The following is a 19,617-nucleotide window of genomic DNA, read 5'->3' as shown; positions in this document are numbered from 1 at the left end:
GCCTCACCGCTCCTGGAACCGCGTCGGCGGGCTGTAGGGCTCTTCACGCACGAACGTCGCACCCAGCATCTGACGCACGACGGCCTCGCCGACCCGCTCAATGCCGCGCGACGGCCGCGCACCGTTCGTCGCCCGGCCGGGGGCGTTCTGAGCGCCGCGGGGCTCGACCGCGACCGGCGCGCGCGGCGGCACCGGCGCCTCGGCGTCGACCGGCGGCGGCAGCTCGTCGTCGTCGGCATCGACCACCGCCTCGTCGCGAATCACGTCGCCGTCGCGTTCCAGCGTCAGCACGGGCGTGGCGGATGCCGCCTCTTCGGGCTCGTCGTCCACGGCGAGCCCGGCGGGGACCGGCGCGGCCGCGGGCGGGGCCATCGTGCTGGCGCGGGGGGCGTCGGCCGCACCCGCCTGCGACGCCGCCGGTGGGCCGCCGGGATCGGGCGAGGAAGGGATGCGGGCGACCGCCCACTCCGTCACAGGAGCGGCGGCCGACTCGCGCACCGCGGGCCGCGCGGCGGGCGGCGTCGGTGCGGTCGGCGCGGCGGCGCGACCGGTGGGCGCGGGCGGAGCAGACGGGCCGGCACCGGCATCCGGCCCACCGGAGTCGCGGCCGGTCGAGGGGGCGTCCGGCGGGATGGCGCCGTCGGAGTCGTGCCGGGCGACGTACTTCACCCGGACGCCGAGGACGTCGCGGATGGCCCCGCGGAGGTCTTCGCTCGGCCCCTTGCCGCCGGCGAGCTTCTTGAACGCCGCGACGTCGGCCTGGCTCTGGAAGCTCAGGGTGAGCACATCGTCGGCGAAGGCGACGGGCGTCGAGACGGTCGCGATCATCCACGACGCGCGGCTGATCGGCTCGAGTCGCTGCAGGATCTCGGGCCACGCGTCCCGGACGTGCGCCAGGGTGATCGGCCCCGCCGGCACGACCGGCGGGGGCGGCGGGACGGGCGCCGACGCTGCGGCGGGCGAGGGCGCCCGGGCGGACGCGGTTTCCGCGGCAGCAGGCGCGGGCGCTGCGGCGGCGGAGAGCGGCGCGGTGTCGCGCTCCGCACTCGGCGCGGTAGGCGCCGCCGCCGTCGTGGGCGCGGGCGCCATGGTCGCGGGCGCCGGGGTCGCGGAGGCCGCGGGCGCAGTCGCCGGGGGCGAGGCCACTGCGGGCGCCGCCACGGGAGCCGCCGCGGCACCGGGCGCCGCCGTCGCCGCCGGTGCACCGGCGGGAGCGACCGCGTCGGCGTGCGCGAGGACGCGCGCCACGAGCAGTTCGAGCTGCAGTCGCGGCGAGGTCGCTCCGGTCATGTCGTCGAGCGTGCCGACGACGAGGTCCGCGATGCGGGAGAGGCGGTCGGTGCCGAACGCCGAGGCCTGACGCCCCATGCGCTCGAGCTCGTCGGCGGGGATGCCGCGCAGCACGGCGCCCGCGCCGGCACCGGTCGCCGCGACGATGATGAGGTCGCGCAGGCGCTCGAGCAGGTCGTCGACGAAGCGGCGCGGGTCCTGTCCGGTCTGCACGACCCGGTCGACGGCGGCGAACGCGGCTGCGGCGTCGTGCGCGGAGAACGCCGTCACGACCTCGTCGAGCAGTTCGGCGTGCGTGTAGCCGAGCAGCGACACCGCCCGCTCGTATCTCACCAGGGCGGCCTCGGACCCCGTCGACGGGTCGGAGCCGGCGATCAGCTGGTCGAGGAGCGACAGCGTGTCGCGCGGCGAGCCGCCGCCGGCGCGGACCACGAGCGGCAGCACGCCGGCCTCGACCTGCACGCCTTCCTGGGCGCACAGCTGCTCGACGTACTCGAGCATGGCCGCGGGAGCGACGAGCCGGAACGGATAGTGGTGGGTGCGCGAACGGATCGTGCCGATGACCTTCTCGGGCTCGGTCGTCGCGAAGATGAACTTGACGTGCTCCGGCGGCTCCTCGACGAGCTTCAGCAGGGCGTTGAACCCCTGCGCCGTGACCATGTGCGCCTCGTCGAGGATGAAGATCTTGAACCGGTCGCGCGCGGGGGCGAAGATGGCGCGTTCGCGCAGGTCGCGGGCGTCGTCGACGCCGTTGTGGGATGCCGCGTCGATCTCGACCACGTCGAGCGAACCACCGCCGCCACGGCTCAGCTCGACACAGCTGTCGCACACGCCGCACGGGGTGTCGGTGGGACCCTCGGCGCAGTTCAGGCAGCGGGCGAGGATGCGTGCCGACGTCGTCTTGCCGCAGCCGCGCGGCCCACTGAACAGGTACGCATGACCGACCCGGTCACTGCGCAGCGCCGTCATCAGCGGCTCGGTGACCTGGGCCTGCCCGATCATCTCACCGAACGTCTCGGGACGGTAGCGGCGGTACAGGGCGGTGGTCACCAGAACAGACTACGGTGTGCTCCCGACATCGCGCCCTGGCATCCCACCCCTCCGCTCCCCGCCCCCTGCGCGCTCCCCCTCGCCCTGTCGCCGACCGGGCCTGTTCTCGCCGAGATCACCCCCTGCAGACCGTCCGCAACGGGCGCGCTCGGCGAGAACGGGCGCACTCGGCGGGCGGGGCGGGGTCTGGCGAGGCGAGGCGAGGCGAGGCGGGGGCTGGCGGGGCGAGGCGGGGCGGGAACAGCGGGCGGGCGCGGGCGTTGCACAGGGTGTGGAAGCGCAGCCGGTCGACGTCGTCGTGATCGGCGCGGGGCAAGCGGGGCTGTCGGCGGCCTATCACCTGCGCCGACGCGGCTTCGTGTCGCATCCTCCGCTCGACGGCACGCCGGCATCGTCCGCGCGCGACGCGGATTCGCCCTCGTTCGTGGTGCTCGACGCGGAGGCGGCGCCGGGCGGCGCGTGGCAGCACCGATGGGCGTCGCTGCGGATGGCGACGGTCAACGGCATCCACGAGCTCCCCGGCTTCCCGGTGCCGCCGGCCGATCCAGCCGCGCCGGCGAGCGAGGTGCTCCCCGCCTACTTCGCCGCGTACGAGCGTCGCTTCGACCTGCAGGTGCGGCGTCCCGTCCAGGTGCGGGCGGTCGGCCGCGCCGACGACGACCCGCACGGGCGACTGATCGTCGAGACCGATCACGGCGACTGGGCGGCGCGGTACGTCATCAACGCGACCGGCACGTGGCGACGGCCGTTCTGGCCGCACTCCCCCGGCGCCGAGACGTTCCGGGGGCGTCAGCTCCACGTGCACGACTACGTCTCTGCCGACGCGTTCGCAGGGCTCCGCGTCGTCATCGTCGGCGCCGGCATCTCGGCGGTGCAGCTGCTCGAGGAGATCTCCCGCGCCGCCGACACGTTCTGGGTGACCCGGCGCGAGGTGCGGTGGGATGCCGCGGAGTTCGACACCGCGGCACGCGTCGCCGCGATCGCGGGCGTCGAGGAGCGCGTCCGCCGCGGTGACCCGCCGGGGAGCGTCATCTCCGTGACCGGCCAGCACTGGACGCCCTGGGCGCGCGCCGCGCAGGCGCGCGGCGTTCTCGTCCGGCATCCGATGTTCACCGCCGTCGAGGAGCACGGGGTGCGCATGCCCGACGGCACGTTCGAGCCCGCCGACGTCATCCTGTGGGCCACCGGCTTCCGCGCCGACATCGCCCACCTCGCACCGCTGCGGCTGCGGACGGCGGCCGGCGGCATCCGCGTCGCGAACGGGCGCGCGACCGACGAACCGCGACTGTTCCTCATCGGCTACGGCCCGTCGCAGTCCACCGTCGGCGCGAACCGTGCCGGCCGCGACGCCGTGCGCGCGATCGTCGCGGACCGTTCAGGTGGCGCGACACGCGGTCTCACGGCGACGGATGCCGCGGAACGCGCCACCTGAACGCGCCACCTGAACGCGCGAGGGCGCCCCGCGGCCCCGGGTCAGGTGTCGATGCCCAGCGCTGAATCGTCCCCGCCGACGACCGGCTGGCTGCCGGTGATGACCGGGATGCTGGTGGTCATCGTCGGGACCGACGCCGACAGCAGCGTGCCGTCCTCGCGCAGCGACTCGCCGATGTCGCTCAGCGTCGGCCGGCCGCTGAGCCGGGGGCCCTGGCCGTCCAGCGGCACCGTGACCGATCCGCCGGGCTCGACCGTCACGGACGCGCCCCGCACCGAGAACGAGACCGGACCGCCACCGGCGGCATCCACCGTCATCGCGTCGCGCGTGATGCGCACCTTCAGCTCCGTCCCCCGCCAGTGCAGCGTGTACGACAGCGACGGCCAGGCCTCGGGCAGACGCGGGTCGAAGCTCAGCTCGCCGTAGTGGTCGCGCATGCCGCCGAACCCGGCGACCAGCGCCGTCCACACCCCGCCCGCGGAGGCGACGTGCACGCCGTCGGCGGCGTTGTGATGCAGATCGCCGAGGTCGACGAAGATCGACTGCGCGAAGTACTGCAGCGCCAGGTCCTGGTACCCGACCTCCGCCGCGAGGATCGCCTGCACGACCGCCGACAGGGTCGAATCCCCCGTCGTCAGCGGGTCGTAGTACTCGAAGTCGGCGAGCTTCTCCTCGTCGGTGAAGTGGTTGCCCTGCAGGTACAGCGCGAGCACGACGTCGGCCTGCTTGAGCACCTGGTAGCGGTAGATGACGAGCGGGTGGAAGTGCAGCAGCAGGGGGCGCTGCTCGGGCGGCGTGGACTCGAGGTCCCACACCTCCCGCTCCAGGAACACCGCGTCCTGGGGGTGGATGCCGAGACCCTCGCTGTAGGGGATGTGCATGGCCTCGGCCGCGGCATCCCACGCGTCGGGCTCGGCGGGGTCGAGGTCGAGCCGCTTCGCCATGAGGGCGTACGCCTCCGGCGCCGCCTCGGCCATCTCGCGCACCACCCGCGCCGCGAAGCGCAGGTTGAAGCGGGCCATGACGTTTGTGAACAGGTTGTCGTTGACGACCGTCGTGTACTCGTCCGGGCCGGTCACGCCGTGGATGTGGAACACCTCGGGCTGGCCGTCCTCGTTGTACCGCCAGAAGCCGAGCGTCGCCCACAGCCGGGCGGTCTCCACGGCGATGTCCACGCCCTCCCGGTAGAGGAAGTCGTCGTCGCCGGTCGCGCGCACGTACTTGCCGAGCGCGAAGCTCACGTCGGCGTTGATGTGGTACTGCGCGGTGCCGGCGGCGTAGTACGCCGAGGCCTCCTCGCCGCTGATCGTCCGCCACGGGAACAGGGCACCCGCTTCGTTCAGCTGCGCCGCGCGCCGGCGGGCGGCCGGCAGCATGAGGTACCGCATCCGCAGCGCGTTGCGCGCCCACTGCGGCGTCGTGTAGGTGAGGAACGGGAGCACGTAGATCTCGGTGTCCCAGAAGTAGTGGCCGCTGTAGCCCGACCCGGACACGCCCTTGGCCGGCACGCCGAGGCCGTCGGCGCGGGCGGCGGCCTGCGCGAGCTGGAAGAGGCACCAGCGCGTCGCCTGCTGCAGATCGGCGTGACCTTCGATGACGACGTCGGAGCGGCGCCAGAATCCGTCGAGCCACTCCGCCTGCCGGTCGTACGCGGACTGCACGCCCTCCGCGGCGACCCGGTCGAGCGTCCGGCGCCCCCGGTCGACCAGTTCGCGCGTGGGGACCCCGCGGGAAGTGTGGTAGCTGACGAGCTTGGTAACGGTGACCGGCACGCCGGCCTTCGCCTGCACGCGGAACACGTTCTTCGCGATGTCCGGCTCCACCGAGGTGCGCGCCGAGTACTCGTTCTCGGTGTCGATGAGGTGGTCGGCCACGACGGCGATCGTCATGCCCGACTCGGTCACGCGGTACGACAGGGCGGTGCGTCCGCCGTCCTGCCAGTACTCCTGCGGTGCCAGCACGCGCTCGGCGATCTTCTCGGCCTTGCGCGGGTCGAAGCCGGCGCGCTGCGTGCCGGGGGCTGTGCCGCCGTACACGTCCTCGCCATCCTGCCGGTTCACCAGCTGGCAGACGATCGTGACCGGGGCGTCGGAGTTCAGCACCGTCACCGTCAGCCGCATCACCGCGAGGTGCTTCTCGTCGAACGAGACGAGCCGATCGACATCGATCTGGACGTCCTTGCCGGCGGGGGTCACCCACCGCAGATGACGCGTCAACACGCCGCGGCGCATGTCGAGCACCCGCTCGTACTCGCGGATGTCCGCGGTGTCGAAGTCGAGCGGCTCGTCGTCGACGTACACGCGCATGACCTTGGCGTCCGGTGCGTTGATGATCGTCTGCCCGACCTCGGCGAACCCGTACGCCTGCTCGGCGTGACGGATCGGGAAGGTCTCGTGGAAGCCGTTGATGAACGTGCCGTGCTCGTGCGCGTGGCCACCCTCGGGGTGGTTGCCCCGCAGCCCCAGGTAGCCGTTGCCGAGGGTGAACAGCGTCTCGGTGACGCCGACGTCGGCGAGCGAGAACCTCTTCTCGATCAGACGCCACTCGTCGACGGGGAAACGGTCGCGATCCATCCTGTCCATCCCTTCGGTCGTGCCGTTCTCGGAGGTGCCGCGCATCATCGGACGAACGCCGCGAGGTCGTCCACGACGAGGGTCGCACCGAGATCGAGGAGTGCCTCGGCCCCCGCGCCGCGATCGACGCCGACGACGAGCGCGAAACCCGCCGCGGCAGCGGAGGCGACGCCCGAGTGCGCGTCCTCGACGGCGGCGCTGCGGGCCGGGTCGACGCCGAGCATCCGCGCCCCCTCGGCGAACATGTCGGGTGCCGGCTTGGAACGCAGCCGCTCGCGCTCGGCGACGACGCCGTCCATCACGACGGGGAAGAAGTCGCGGATGCCGGCGGCGCGCAGGACCTCGTCGGCGTTCTTCGAGCTCGAGACGACGCCGATCGGCGTGCCGGCCGCGCGGAGCTGCTCGATCAGGGCGAGCGACCCGGGGTAGGGCGCGATCCCCTCGCTGCGCAGAACGCGCGCGAACACCTCGTTCTTGCGGTTGCCGATGCCGCACACCGTGTCTGCCGTCGGCGGATCGGACGGATCGCCCCACGGGATCTCGACGTCACGCGAGCGCAGCAGGCTCGCGACGCCGTCGTAGCGCTGCTTGCCGTCGAGCCAGCGGAAGTAGTCGTCCTCGGTGTATGCCGGTTCGATCCCCCATGCCGTGAACAGCTCAGTGAACATCGTCTGCCACGCGTGCATGTGCACCTCGGCGGTCGGCGTGAGGACGCCGTCGAGGTCGAAGAGGACGCCGTCGAAGGTCGCGAGATCGGGAAGCTCGTTCGTCACTGTGCCAGCGTAGTCGCGGGGTGTGTCCGGCGCGTGACGTTCTCAGTCGCGCGCTCCGGCGGGGCTCGCGACCTCGAGCGTCTGGCGCGCGATCTCGAGCTCCTCGTTGGTGGGCACGACGAGGACCGTGACGGCGGAGTCATCGGTGGAGATGACGCGGATGCCGCGTTCCCGGCGCTCGTTGCGCTCGGGGTCGAGGCGGATGCCGAGGAACCCCAGCGTCGCCAGCGCCTGCGCCCGCACGAGGGGCGAGTTCTCGCCCACACCCGCCGTGAACGAGATGACGTCCACGCCGCCGAGCTGCGCGATGTACGCGCCGATGTAGGCGCGGATCCGGTGGATGTACACGTCGAAGGCGAGCATCGCGCCGCCGTCGCCCGCCTCGCGGCGCTGCTCGATGTCGCGCATGTCGCTGACGCCCGCGAGGCCCAGCAGGCCGCTGCGCTTGTTCAGCAGGGTGTCGAGCTCGCCCGGAGTCATCTCTTCGCGGCGCGCCAGCACGAGGAGCACCGAGGGGTCGAGGTCACCGGAGCGCGTCCCCATCACGAGGCCCTCCAGCGGGGTGAGCCCCATCGAGGTCTCGACCGAGTGCCCGCCGTCGATCGCCGTGATCGATGCGCCGTTGCCGAGGTGCAGGACGATCTGCGTGAGCTCGCGCAGCGGCTGGTCGACGAACCGGGCCGCCGCTTCGCTCACGAATTTGTGGCTCGTGCCGTGGAAGCCGTACCGGCGGATGCGGTGCTTTCGCGCGAGGTCGCGATCGATCGCGTACGTGTAGGCCGCGGGCGGCAGCGTCTGGTGGAACGCGGTGTCGAAGACGGCGACATGCGGGATGTCGGGGAACGCGGCGCGGGCGGCGCGGATGCCCTGCACGGCGCCCGGGTTGTGCAGGGGCGCCAGCAGCGACAGTTCGTCGATGTTGATCTCGACGAGGTCGGTGATCAGGGTGGGGTGGAAGAAGCGCGCCCCGCCCTGCACGACGCGGTGGCCGACGGCGGCGAGCTGCGCCTCCGCGAGCGACGGGCCGACGTCCTCGAAGGCCTGCAGCATGAGATCGAAACCCACCGCGTGATCCGGGATCGGCAGCTCGATCACGGTCTTGACGCCGCCGACCTCGTGCGTCGCGGCTCCACGCGGCTCGCCGATGCGCTCGACGAGACCGGATGCCAGCGCCTCCTGCGTCTCGACATCGATGAGCTGGTACTTGAACGACGACGAGCCGCTGTTGATGACGAGGACGACGCTCATGCGGTGGGGTCCGTTCCCGCAGGCTGCGCCTGCGCCTGGATGGCGGTGATCGCGATGGTGTTGACGATGTCGTCCACGAGCGCGCCGCGGGAGAGATCGTTGATCGGCTTGTTGAGGCCCTGCAGCACCGGTCCCATGGCGATCGCGCCGGCGGAGCGCTGCACCGCCTTATAGGTGTTGTTGCCGGTGTTCAGGTCGGGGAAGACGAAGACGGTGGCGCGCCCGGCGACCTGCGACTCGGGCATCTTGGTGCGCGCGACGGCGGCGTCGGCGGCCGCGTCGTACTGGATCGGGCCCTCCACCAGCAGCTCGGGCGCCCGCTCCCGCACGAGCGCGGTGGCCGCGCGGACCTTGTCGACGTCCTCGCCCGAGCCCGACTCGCCGGTCGAGTACGACAGCATCGCGACGCGCGGCTCGATGCCGAACTGACGGGCGGTGGCGGCTGAGGAGATCGCGATGTCGGCGAGCTGCTCGGCCCGCGGGTCGGGGATGACAGCGCAGTCGCCGTAGACGAGGACGCGGTCGGCGAGCGCCATGAGGAAGACGCTCGAGACGACCGAGACACCGGGACGCGTCTTGATGATCTCGAACGCGGGCCGGATGGTGTGCGCCGTGGTGTGCGCGGCGCCGGAGACCATGCCGTCGGCGAGGCCCAGGTGCACCATCATCGTCCCGAAGTACGACACATCGGTGACCGTGTCGGCGGCCTTCTCGTACGTGACGCCCTTGTGCTTGCGCAGCTCGGCGTATTCGACGGCGAACCGGTCGACGGTGGCCGGGTCGAAGGGGCTCAGGACGTCGGCGGCGCTGAGGTCGAGGCCGAGTTCGACGGCGCGGCCGCGGACCTCGGCTTCGTCCCCCAGGATCGTGAGGTCGGCGATTCCGCGGGCGAGCACCGTGGCGGCGGCCTTCAGGACCCGGTCGTCCCCGCCCTCGGGCAGGACGATGCGCTTGCGCTCGGTGCGGGCGCGCTCCAGCAGCTGGTACTGGAACATCAACGGCGTGACGACGCCGGAGTGGGCGAGACCCAGCGCCCGGGTGAACTCCTCGGTGTCGACGTGCTGCTCGAAGAGGGCCAGCGCCGTGTCGAAGCGCCGCTGCGAGCCGGCGGCAAGACGCCCGCGCGTGCCCATGACGCGCACCGCGGTGTCGTAGGTGTCGAGGTCGGTCTGGACGATCGGCAGCGACGAATCCAAGCCCGCCATGAGGTCCTGCACGGCCGGCGGGAGGGGGAAGGGACCGTTGAGGATGATGCCGGCGATGGACGGGAACGTCCCGGACGAGTTGGCCAGCAGGAGGCCCAGCAGCACCTCGGTGCGGTCGGCGGGGACGATGACGATCGCGCTCTCGGTGAGGCGCGGCAGGATGTTGTTCAGCGACATCCCCGCCACGACGACATCGAGCACTTCCCGCGTCAGCAGCTCTTCGTCGCCGCGCAGCAGCGTGCCGCCGAGGCTCAGCATGATGTCGCGAACCGCGGGGGCCACGAGGAACACGTCCTCGGGGATCGACCACACGGCGACGTCGGCCTCGCGCTCGCCGTCGACGGCCGGAAGGTCGCGCACCACCTCCGCGATCGCGGCGTTGATCTCGTCGAGCTTCGACGGGTCGGCGCGGTTGGTGATGACGGCGAACAGCTCGGCGCGCTGATGCGTGATGTCCGTGAGCGCGAGCGAGGTCAGCTGGGCCAGCTGCTCGGGCGTGCGCGCCTCACTGATGCCGAGGCGGTCGCCCTGGCCGGCGCGGCCGTTGAGCACGACGAGCACGGGGGCGCCGAGGTTCGCGGCGATGCGGGCGTTGAAGCCGAGCTCGCTCGTGGACCCGACGTCGGTGAAGTCGCTGCCGACGACGACGACCGCGTCGCACTGGGCCTCGACCGCTTTGAACCGCTCCACGATCTTCGACAGCGCGGCATCCGGGTCGCGGCGGACTTCGTCGTACGTGACTCCGACCGCCTCCTCGTAGTCGAGGTCGACGCCGATGTGATCCAAGAGCATCTCGAGGACGTAGTCGCGCTCCGCCGTCGAGCGCGCGATGGCGCGGAACACTCCCACGCGCGGCGTCGACCGGGTCAGTGCGTCCAGCACCCCCAGGACGATCGTCGACTTGCCGGACAGGCCCTCCGTCGAGGTGATGTAGATGCTCTGCGCCACGTCGTCCAGCCTAGGTGCGGCCCGGAGACGGCGGCCAGGGACCGACCGTTCAAAAGGTCCGGCGGGCAAGAGAAAGACTCTCCGCGAACCCGGCAGAGCCTGGTTACCCTTGCTACGTTTCCGTCCTGGGGGAGTTGGCCTGGATGCCGTCTCGCGGAGAGCTGTATGCGAGTTTACCCGACGTCCGGCCGCGGGGTCGCCGCCGCGGGATAGCATCGAGCAAGCACCGCCGCTGAGACAGGAACCCGCATGCTCGACAGTCCCCTCACCGCCGACGCATTCGCCCGCTCCACCGACGCCGTCCTCGCCTCCGTCAGCCGTGTGATCGACGGAAAACCCGCCGCGGTGCGCGCCGCCCTCGTCTGCCTGCTGGCGGAGGGGCACCTGCTCATCGAGGACGTCCCCGGCGTCGGCAAGACGATGCTCGCCCGGGCGCTCGCCGCGTCGATCGACGCGAGCGTGCGCCGCATCCAGTTCACGCCCGATCTGCTGCCGGGCGATGTCACCGGTGTCAGCGTCTACAACCCCGTCGACCGCGAGTTCGAGTTCAAGCCGGGTGCGATCTTCGCGCAGATCGTCATCGCCGACGAGATCAACCGCTCCTCCCCCAAGACGCAGTCCGCGCTTCTGGAGGCCATGGAGGAGCGCCAGGTCACCGCCGACGGCACGAGCCACCAGCTCGCGGACCCGTTCCTCGTCGTCGCGACGCAGAACCCGCTCGAGATGGAGGGCACCTACGCCCTCCCCGAGGCCCAGCGCGACCGGTTCATGATGCGCATCTCGATGGGGTATCCGGATGCCGCCAGCGAAGCGGTCATGCTCCGTCAGCGCGACACCCGCAACCCGCTGGAGCAGCTGACGCCCGTCGTCGGCGCTGCGCAGGTGCGCGACCTCATCGCGTGGGCGCGCAGCGTCCACGTCTCCCCCGCGGTCGAGGAGTACTCCGTCGCGCTCGCCCGAGCCACCCGCGAACACCCGGACCTGCGCCTGGGGGCGAGCCCCCGGGCCACGCTGCAGCTGGTGCGCGCGGCGAAGGTGTGGGCGGCCCTGGACGGCCGCGAGTTCGTCATCCCCGACGACGTCGCCACCCTCGTCGAACCCGTCTTCGCGCACCGCATCATCGCGGCGCGCACCTCGCCGACCGCGCGGGCGCGCTCGGCAGCCGACACCATCAGCGCGATCCTGCGCAGCATCGTCGGCGCGGTCCGCGTGCCCCTGGCCACCCACTGAGGATGCCGCCGTGTCGCCCTGGACGCGCTGGCCGCTGACCGCCCGCGGCACCGGCGCCGCACTGCTGGCGGCGCTGTGCTTCGTACTGGCGCATCAATTCGGCATCCCGGAACTGCTGTACCTGTCGCTGCTGCTCGCGCTCGGCGTGGGCGCGAGCATCGCCACGCTGTACTTCGTCCGCAGCGCCGAGCGGGTCTCCCGCGCGTTCTCCCCCGACATCGCCACCGTCGGGCAGGAGGTGCTCGTCCGGATGCGGGTCGACATCCGCTCCCCGCTGCCCGCCGGGCAGGGACGCTGGCACGACCGGCTCCCCGACGGGGTGAGCGGCGACTCCGGCGGGGTCTTCCCGCAGACGCATTCGGGCATGCGGCAGGGCGGTCCGGCCGTGACCCTCGAGTACACCGCGACGGCGCTGCGCCGCGGCATCCGCCAGATCGGGCCGCTCGCGGTCGTCTCGACCGACCCGTTCGGCTTCGCGCAGCGTCGCCACACGGTCGGCGCCGCGGTCCCGCTGACGATCGCCCCGCTCATCGCGGACTTCGGCGCCCTCACCGACCAGCCCGGTGAGGCCGGCGGCAGCATGCACACCACGACCGATCGGCTGGGTCAGGGCACCGACAACCTCATCCCCCGCCACTACCTGCCGGGCGACTCGATGCGGCGCATCCACTGGCGCGCCAGCGCGCATCGCGACGAGCTGATGGTGCGGCAGGAGGAGCAGGAGACCACCCCCGAGGCGATCGTCGTGCTCGACCGCGGCGTGCGGCGCTGGGTCGTCGAGGCGGCGCGCGCGCCCGGCGTCGATCCGGGCTTCGAGACCGCCGTGTCGGCGTGCGTGTCGGCGGTGTCGCGGCTCGTGCAGGAGGGGTACCAGGTGACGCTCGTCGACATCGACGGCTCGCCGCTCGGCGAGCCGATCGACGGAGGCGACACGACCGGGGTCGAGCTGCTGGCGATCGCGCTGGCCACCGTCACTGCGCGCCGGGACCTGCCGACCGAAGCGCTCGCCCGGCTGGTGTCGGGCACCTCGACGGGTCCGCTCGTGCTCGTGACCGGTGCGATCGACGACGCGGATGCCGCGGCGCTCGCGCCGGTCCCGCACCACAGCTCCCTGCCCGTGCTCCTCAGCGTCTCGGCGCACCAGAGCGTGCTCGCCCACGCCGCCGAGACGGGCTGGCGCGTGGCCGCGATCCCGCCCGACGCGGACCTCGCGGCGGCGTGGAACGGCGTCGTGGACCGGAGAGGCACCCATGTCGGCGCGTGACGCGCAGAACGTGCGGGAAACGCCGGTGGCGCCCGGGACCCCGCCGGCGCGTCCGGTGGGCCGCGCACGCCCGCGCGGCGAGTTCCGGTTGACCCTGGCGCTGTGGATCGGGGTCGTGATGACCCTGGTGCCGCTGACCCGCGTGGTCGCCCCCGGCCCCTGGATCCCCGGAGCGGCGGCCCTGTCGGCGGCGCTGCTGGCCCTCGGGTTCCTGCTGCGACGGCTGCGGGTGCCGGCGGTGGGCGTGACACTGAGCCTGCTGGCGGCGTGGACGGCCGTGATCACCAGCGCGTTCTTCTCCGCCGACGCCCTGTTCGCCGTGATCCCGACCGGTGCGGTCTTCGGCGAGGCGGCACGGCTCGTGGAGGTCGCGTCGGCGGAGATCTTCGTCGGCGTCGCCCCGCTGCCGGTCAGCCCTGCCCTCGCCTTCGTCATCGTCGCGGCGCTGTCGCTGCTGGCCGTCGCGCTCGACCACGTCGTGCTGACGGCGCGGATGCCCCTGTTGGCGGGCATCGCCCTCGTAGCGGTGTGGCTGATCCCCGCCATCGCCGTGCCGGCGGGGGTGGACGTCATCGCGTTCGCGCTGCTCGCGGCATCCGTCCTCTATCTCATCCGCGCCGAGACGCGCACCCGCGAGTCGGCGGCGACGGCCGCCCGATCCGGCGGCGTGACCGCGGTGGCGATGACGATCGGCGCCGTCGCGATCGTCGGCGCACTGGTGGCCGGTCCCGTGCTGCCCGCCCCCGTCGCCGGCGCGGGCACCGGCGTCGCGGCGAGCATCGACCCCACGCTCAACCTCGGCGCCGATCTGCGCCGCCGCAGCGACGTCCCGGTGCTCACGATGCACGGCGACGCGACGACGCTCCCGTACCTGCGCGTGGCGACGCTGTCGCAGTTCGACGGGCAGGTGTGGATGCCCGATCGCACCCGCTCAGTCGCCCTGCCCGACGGCCTCGAACCGCTCGTGGTCGCACCCGACGTCGCGGTGACCGAGCGACGCACCTCGATCTCCGTGTCGGCACTGTCGTCCTCGGCCCTGCCGGTGCCGTACGCCGCCGTCGAGATCACGGGCATCGACGACACGTGGCGCACGTCGCCCTACAGCCGCACCGTGCTGAGCGGGCGCAGCAGCGCGCAGGGTCAGAACTACGAGGTGCTCTCGCAGCAGGCGACGCCCACTCTGGAGCAGATCCAGTCGACGCGGGCCGCCACGGCGGAGTCGAGCATCGACGTGACCTCGCTGCCCGAAGACACCCCCGCCGTCATCGGCGAGCTGGCGGCGCAGGTGACCGCCGGTGCCGGGTCCGACTACGACAAGCTGCTCGCGCTGCAGAGCTGGTTCCGCGGCCCCGAGTTCGCGTACTCGCTCGATGCGCCCGTGGAAGACGGCTTCGACGATCAGGGCACGCTCGCCGTCGCGGAGTTCCTCGAGGTGAAGAAGGGGTACTGCGTGCACTTCGCGGGCGCGTTCGCGCTCATGGCGCGCGCCCTCGACATGCCCTCGCGCATCGTGGTCGGGTTCCTCCCCGGCGACCTCACCGGCGAGTCCGTCGACGGCGAGCCGGTGTCGCAGGTCACGACGAGCCAGTTGCACGCGTGGCCGGAGGTGTACTTCGAGGACATCGGCTGGGTCGCCTTCGAGCCGACCAAGAGCCTCGGCACGCCGACGCGCTTCGCGAGCGCCGCGGACACCCCGGTCGGCAGCGGCGCCGACCCGGAGCGCCCGACCGACGCCGCCTCGCCCGCACCGAGTTCCACGGGCGGCCCCGCGGACCGTCCCGACCAGGGCTCGGTCGACGCGTCCGGTCCGGCGGTGCGCGTCATCGATCTGCGCCCGCTGCTGACCGCTGTCGGCGCCGTGCTGGTGATCGCGCTGCTCCCCGGCGCCGCCGGGGCGTTCCGGCGCTGGCTGCGGCGCCGCCGCGGAACCGCCGGTGCGGCGTGGCGATATCTGCAGGACACCGCCATCGACCTGGGGGTCTCGGTGTCGGCATCCGAGACGCCGCGCGCCTTCGGCACGCGCCTGAGCGCCGTCGCCGACGCGCCGCCCACCGAGACGGCACGGCTCGTGGGCGCCGTGGAGCGGGAGAGCTACGGCGGCGACCGGGCGCGCGACCGCGGTACCCGCGGGACGGAGGCGCGTCGTGCGATGGCGGATGCCGTCGCGATCCGTCAGGCGATGCTCGCGGCGCTGCCGCCGGCCGCCCGCGTTCGCGCGATCGCGGTCCCGCGGTCGCTCGTCATCCGCCCCGGGTCGGCGTTCGCCGACCGCGACGCGCCCGCCTGACCCGGCGACCACCCCCGCCCCCGCCTGACCCGGCGACCGCGACGCGCCGGCCTGACTGGGCGCACCGCCGCCGGAGACGGCGAAGGGGCGGATGCCGCGGCATCCGCCCCTTCGCCGGTGTCGTGCCTCAGGCGCGCGCGGGCGCCGCCTCGAGCTCGTCCTCGGGAGCGTCCGCCGAGTCGTCGGCGAACGGCTCGCCGTCGCGCGGCGCGTCATACAGTCCTCGGTCGAGGATGCCTTCGCGCTTCGCCACGATCGTCGGCACGAGCGCCTGGCCCGCGACGTTGACGGCGGTGCGGCCCATGTCGAGGATGGGGTCGATCGCAAGCAGCAGGCCGACGCCCTCGAGGGGCAGGCCGAGGGTCGACAGCGTCAGGGTCAGCATGACCACGGCGCCGGTCGTGCCGGCCGTGGCCGCCGAGCCCACGACCGAGACGAGGGCGATCAGCAGGTACGAGACGATGTTCAGCTCGACGCCGTAGAACTGCGCGACGAAGATCGCGGCGATGGCGGGGTAGATCGCGGCGCAGCCGTCCATCTTCGTCGTGGCGCCCAGCGGCACCGCGAACGAGGCGTACTCGCGCGGCACGCCGAGGTTGCGCTCGGTCACGCGCTGGGTGAGCGGCAGCGTGCCGATCGAGGAGCGCGACACGAACGCGAGCTGCACCGCCGGCCACACGCCCGAGAAGTACTGCCGGATCGACAGCCCGTGGGTCTTCACGAGAATCGGGTAGACCACGAACAGCACGAGCGCGAGCCCGATGTAGACGGCGACGGCGAACCAGACGAGGGTCGTGAGCTTCTCCCACCCGTAGGTCACGACCGCCGAGCCGATGAGGCCGAGGGTGCCGAGCGGAGCGATGCGGATGATCCACCACAGCACGCGCTGCACGACCTTCAGCGACGACTCGGTGAAGGCGACGAACGGCTCGGCGCGCTTGCCGAGCTTCAGCGCGGCCATGCCCACAGCCACCGAGATCACGATGATCTGCAGCACGTTGAACGAAACGGACGTCACGACCGCGCCGGTGTCGAGGTCAGCCGTGCCCGAGACGCTCAGGCCCAGGAAGTTCTGCGGGATGAGCCCCTTGAGGAAGTTCCACCAGGTGCCGACCGCGTACGGGTCGCCCTCTGCGAGATCAGCGTGGTCGACGCGGTTGCCGGGCTGGATCGTCACGCCCAGGATGATGCCGATCGTGACCGCGATCAGCGCGGTGATGCCGAACCACAGCAGGGTCTGGCCGGCGAGGCGCGCCGCGTTGGTGACCCGCCGCAGCTGCGTGATGCTCGCGACGATCGCGAGGAAGATCAGCGGGATGACCGCCGTCTTCAGGAGCGTCACATAGCCGTTGCCGATCGTGGTGAGCGTCGCGGACAGCCCGTTGGGGTTGCCCTCGGCATCCGGACCCAGATTGAGGGCGAGAATACCGAGCAGGATGCCGGCGATCAGCGCGATCGTGATCTGGAATCCGAAGGAGCGGTACAGCGGCTTCTTGGGCTTGGGGGCGACGGTGCCGGCGGGGGTGTTCGCGGGCGCGGGAGTGGAACTCACGAGGGTGTATCTCCTGGGGGGATCGGCGGATGCCGGTGGTGCGGTTCGTGCGGACGTGCCGGGGCCGCGGGCGGCCCGCATCGACGCTACGGCGAACCGGGCCGGACGACGACGCATGTGACGGGGTGTGACAACGACGACCCCGCCGCCGGCATTCCCCGGACAGCGAACAAGCCCCGACCGGATTCGGTCGGGGCTTGTTCCGTGGCGGAAGTGACAGGATTTGAACCTGCGAGGCGAGTTACCCCGCCTACATGGATTCCAGCCATGCTCCTTAGGCCGCTCGGACACACTTCCAAGGGGAGATCCTATCATCGGCGGCGCGAGCCGCCGTCCGGCGGCGGGCTTCTCGGGCGGGAGGGCGTGTCAGGCGGGAAGGGCGATCTCTCGGGTGCGGTCCCACGGCTCGGTCCACCCGAGCCGGTCGAACAGCGCATCCAGCAGCAGCGCCGTGAACCCCCAGACAAGGTGCCCGTGCACCTCGAGGGCCGGGCCGCGCCACTCCTGCCCGCCGCGCCGCATGACGGTGACGCCGCGGTTCTGCGGGTGGAGGAGGTCGGCGACGGGGGCGCGGAAGACGTCGGCGGACTCGGCGACGTCGACCACCCGCACCGGCGACGGATGTCGCCACCACCCCAGCACGGGTGTGACGAGGTGGCCGGAGAATTCCAGCGGCACCTCGTCGAGCGTGCCGAGCACCTCCACTCCGGCGGGGTCGAGCCCGGTCTCCTCGGTCGCTTCGCGCAGCGCCGCGCCGACCGGTCCGTCGTCGCCCGGGTCCAGTCGCCCGCCGGGGAACGCCACCTGCCCCGGGTGCGAGCGCAGCGTCGTGGCGCGCGCCAGCAGCAGCACGTCGAGATCTCGCGACACCGCGGCATCCTGGGCCTCGTGCGCGCTCGGCAGCGCGTCGAGCACGCCGAACAGGATCAGCACCGCCGCGGGACGTGCGGCCGTGCCGCGCGGCAGGGTGCGCAGGGGCTCATCCCACGTCTGGGGCGATGTCGCCACCCGCAGCAGCTCGGCGCGCGCCCCGGCGACGGCGGAGGGATCGGAGGGCACCCGATCAGGCTACGCCCGCCCGCCGGTCACGGGCGCCGCCCCGGTCCCCTGCCTCCGCCACCCGGGAACAGGGCGGCGAGCAGCGGCACGACGGAGGCCGCCATCAGCACGATCCCGAAGACGTCGTCGACGGGACGCAGCAAGATGCCGCCGATCAGCAGGCCTGCGAAGAGGATCGCCGCCAGCATCCGGGCCGCGAGCCGCTCGAGGCCGTCGATGCGGCGCTCGAGGCGCGACAGGTCGACGGCGACCGTACCCTCCTCGAAGCGCGTGATGATGCCGTCGATGCGCTGCGGCAGGCGCCACGCGGTGCTCATGACGTCGCTGGTCTGCTGGAGGAGGTCGCCGATCATCCCGCGGCTCTCGTCGCGCAGGATCTGCGTCGCGAAGGGCTCGACGGCATCCCAGATGTTGAACTGCGGGTCCAGTGCGCTGCAGACGCCCGAGGTGAGGGACATCGCGCGCACGATCAGCAGGAAGTTCTCCGGCAACTGGAACGGCAGCGCGCGCACGACGTCGCCGAACTCGACTGCGAAGTCGCGGAACTCCCGCGGGTCGACCTCCCGCAGCTGCGCGAACCCCATCCCGCCGAACCGCTGGAACAGCTGCGTGAACGCGCGCTCGAGGTCGGCCGTCCCGGCGCTCGGCAGCAGCGCGCCGACGGCCAGCATCCCCGCCACGAGCCCCGCGCCGTCGCGGGCGGCGACGGCGAGCAGGACTTTACGCAGCCCCGCCCGCAGCGTGTCGTCGACGGTGCCCATCATGCCGAAGTCGATGAAGGTCAGCGCGAACCGGTCAGCGCCTCGGGGCGTGACGAAGACGTTGCCGGGGTGCGGGTCGGCGTGGAAGAAGCCGTGCGTGAACAGCTGCTCGAACATCGTCGATGCGAACGCCGCCGCGACGGCCGCCGGATCGATGCCCGCCGCCCGCAGCGCCGCCACGTCGGTGATCTTGATCGCGGTGACGTCCTGCAGCGTGAGGACGCGGCGGGTCGTCCGCTCCCACACGACCTCGGGAGCGGTGACGCGCTCGTCGCCGGCGACGTCGGCGGCGAAGCGCTCTGCGCTCCCCGCCTCGTGCAGGTAGTCGATCTCCTCCCGACTCGTCGTGGCGAACTCCTCCACGAGCGCGGGCATGTCGACGCGATCGGCGACGATGCGGATGCGCGCGAGCCACCCCGCGACGCGGCGGAGCGCCGCGAGGTCGACCGCGACGATCTCGTCGATGCCGGGCCGCTGCACCTTGACCACGACGGCCTCGAGCCCGGTCAGGTCGGTGTCGGCGGGCGTGAGGCGCGCGCGATGCGCCTGACCGAGGGATGCCGCGGCCACCGGCGTCTCGTCGAACCAGGCGTAGGCGCGTTCCAGCGGCATCCCCAATTCGGCCTCGGCGGCGCCGCGGATCTCGGCGAAGGCGACGGGCGGCACCTCGTCCTGCAGCCCCTCCAGCTCGCGGGTGATCTCCGGCGGCAGCACGTCCAGGCGTGACGACATGAACTGCCCGACCTTGATCATCAGCCCGCCGAGCTCGACGGCCAGCGCGTGGAAGCGCTCCGCGATGCGCTGCATCCGGGCGCTGCGGTTGCCCTCGCCGATGCGACGCAGCCCCACCCTCGGCAGGAACAGGTCGTACCACCACGTCTGCGCGAGGCAGAGCGCGGCGAACCGGAGGATGCGGCGGTATCGGGCGCGCGCGGCCGATGCCAC

12 protein-coding genes, 1 tRNA gene and 1 other RNA gene are annotated in these 19,617 nt (G+C 72.6%); 4 read left to right on the top strand and 10 right to left on the bottom strand.

From position 1 onward, the window contains the following. Window positions 1-3 precede the first annotated feature (3 nt). Window positions 4-2,340, bottom strand: coding sequence for a DNA polymerase III subunit gamma and tau (locus JOD60_RS07180; protein WP_198159138.1), 2,337 nt, complete (start codon window positions 2,338-2,340; stop codon window positions 4-6). Between the two features lie 271 nt (window positions 2,341-2,611). On the opposite strand from JOD60_RS07180, the gene JOD60_RS07175 reads away from it, so the two are divergent. After that, complete coding sequence (locus tag JOD60_RS07175) at window positions 2,612-3,772, top strand: NAD(P)-binding domain-containing protein (RefSeq protein ID WP_076689889.1); 1,161 nt, start codon at window positions 2,612-2,614, stop codon at window positions 3,770-3,772. A 41-nt stretch (window positions 3,773-3,813) separates the two neighbouring features. Here the strand turns inward: JOD60_RS07175 and JOD60_RS07170 are convergent, their stop codons facing one another. The 5 genes from JOD60_RS07170 to ffs all read right to left on the bottom strand — a co-directional run bounded on the left by JOD60_RS07170 (window position 3,814) and on the right by ffs (window position 10,685). Further along, window positions 3,814-6,345 (bottom strand): glycoside hydrolase family 65 protein, encoded by a 2,532-nt coding sequence (locus JOD60_RS07170; RefSeq protein WP_076692101.1) that lies wholly within the window; start codon window positions 6,343-6,345, stop codon window positions 3,814-3,816. Window positions 6,346-6,389: 44 nt separating this feature from the next. Continuing rightward, the gene (locus JOD60_RS07165) at window positions 6,390-7,118 is read right to left on the bottom strand and encodes an HAD family hydrolase (protein WP_076689886.1); all 729 of its coding nucleotides are present in this window, start codon (window positions 7,116-7,118) and stop codon (window positions 6,390-6,392) included. 42 nt (window positions 7,119-7,160) lie between these two features. Further along, the gene (locus JOD60_RS07160; RefSeq protein ID WP_076689882.1) at window positions 7,161-8,366 is read right to left on the bottom strand and encodes an acetate/propionate family kinase; all 1,206 of its coding nucleotides are present in this window, start codon (window positions 8,364-8,366) and stop codon (window positions 7,161-7,163) included. Beyond that, entirely contained in the window at window positions 8,363-10,519 is a 2,157-nt protein-coding gene (gene pta / locus JOD60_RS07155; RefSeq protein WP_076689879.1) for a phosphate acetyltransferase, read from the bottom strand. Before pta ends, JOD60_RS07160 begins: the two co-directional genes overlap by 4 nt. 69 nt (window positions 10,520-10,588) lie before the next feature. Continuing rightward, an RNA gene (gene ffs, locus JOD60_RS07150) (signal recognition particle sRNA small type) lies at window positions 10,589-10,685 on the bottom strand. An 83-nt stretch (window positions 10,686-10,768) separates the two neighbouring features. Between ffs and JOD60_RS07145 the strand changes: the two genes are divergently transcribed. The 3 genes from JOD60_RS07145 to JOD60_RS07135 are packed head-to-tail and all read left to right on the top strand — an operon-like array spanning window position 10,769 to window position 15,300. After that, complete coding sequence (locus JOD60_RS07145) at window positions 10,769-11,749, top strand: AAA family ATPase (protein WP_076689876.1); 981 nt, start codon at window positions 10,769-10,771, stop codon at window positions 11,747-11,749. Between the two features lie 10 nt (window positions 11,750-11,759). After that, window positions 11,760-13,013: a DUF58 domain-containing protein gene (locus JOD60_RS07140; RefSeq protein WP_076689873.1), complete on the top strand. Its 1,254-nt coding sequence runs from the start codon at window positions 11,760-11,762 to the stop codon at window positions 13,011-13,013. Continuing rightward, window positions 13,000-15,300, top strand: a complete 2,301-nt coding sequence (locus tag JOD60_RS07135; RefSeq protein ID WP_076689868.1) for a transglutaminase TgpA family protein — start codon at window positions 13,000-13,002, stop codon at window positions 15,298-15,300. Before JOD60_RS07140 ends, JOD60_RS07135 begins: the two co-directional genes overlap by 14 nt. 127 nt (window positions 15,301-15,427) lie before the next feature. Here the strand turns inward: JOD60_RS07135 and JOD60_RS07130 are convergent, their stop codons facing one another. The 4 genes from JOD60_RS07130 to JOD60_RS07115 form a co-directional block, all read right to left on the bottom strand. Further along, window positions 15,428-16,852, bottom strand: a complete 1,425-nt coding sequence (locus JOD60_RS07130; RefSeq protein WP_372430817.1) for a dicarboxylate/amino acid:cation symporter — start codon at window positions 16,850-16,852, stop codon at window positions 15,428-15,430. Between the two features lie 205 nt (window positions 16,853-17,057). Beyond that, window positions 17,058-17,149, bottom strand: a tRNA-Ser gene (locus JOD60_RS07125). Between the two features lie 69 nt (window positions 17,150-17,218). Beyond that, a complete protein-coding gene (locus tag JOD60_RS07120) occupies window positions 17,219-17,911 on the bottom strand; it encodes an NUDIX hydrolase (RefSeq protein WP_076689865.1) in 693 nt (230 codons plus the stop codon). A gap of 26 nt (window positions 17,912-17,937) precedes the next feature. Next, on the bottom strand, window positions 17,938-19,617 hold the full coding sequence (locus JOD60_RS07115; RefSeq protein ID WP_084201928.1) for an ABC1 kinase family protein: 1,680 nt from the start codon (window positions 19,615-19,617) through the stop codon (window positions 17,938-17,940).

This window comes from Microbacterium aurum (assembly GCF_016907815.1).
Classification (GTDB): Bacteria; Actinomycetota; Actinomycetes; order Actinomycetales; family Microbacteriaceae; genus Microbacterium; species Microbacterium aurum.
This window is presented reverse-complemented; position numbering and strand designations above follow the sequence as displayed.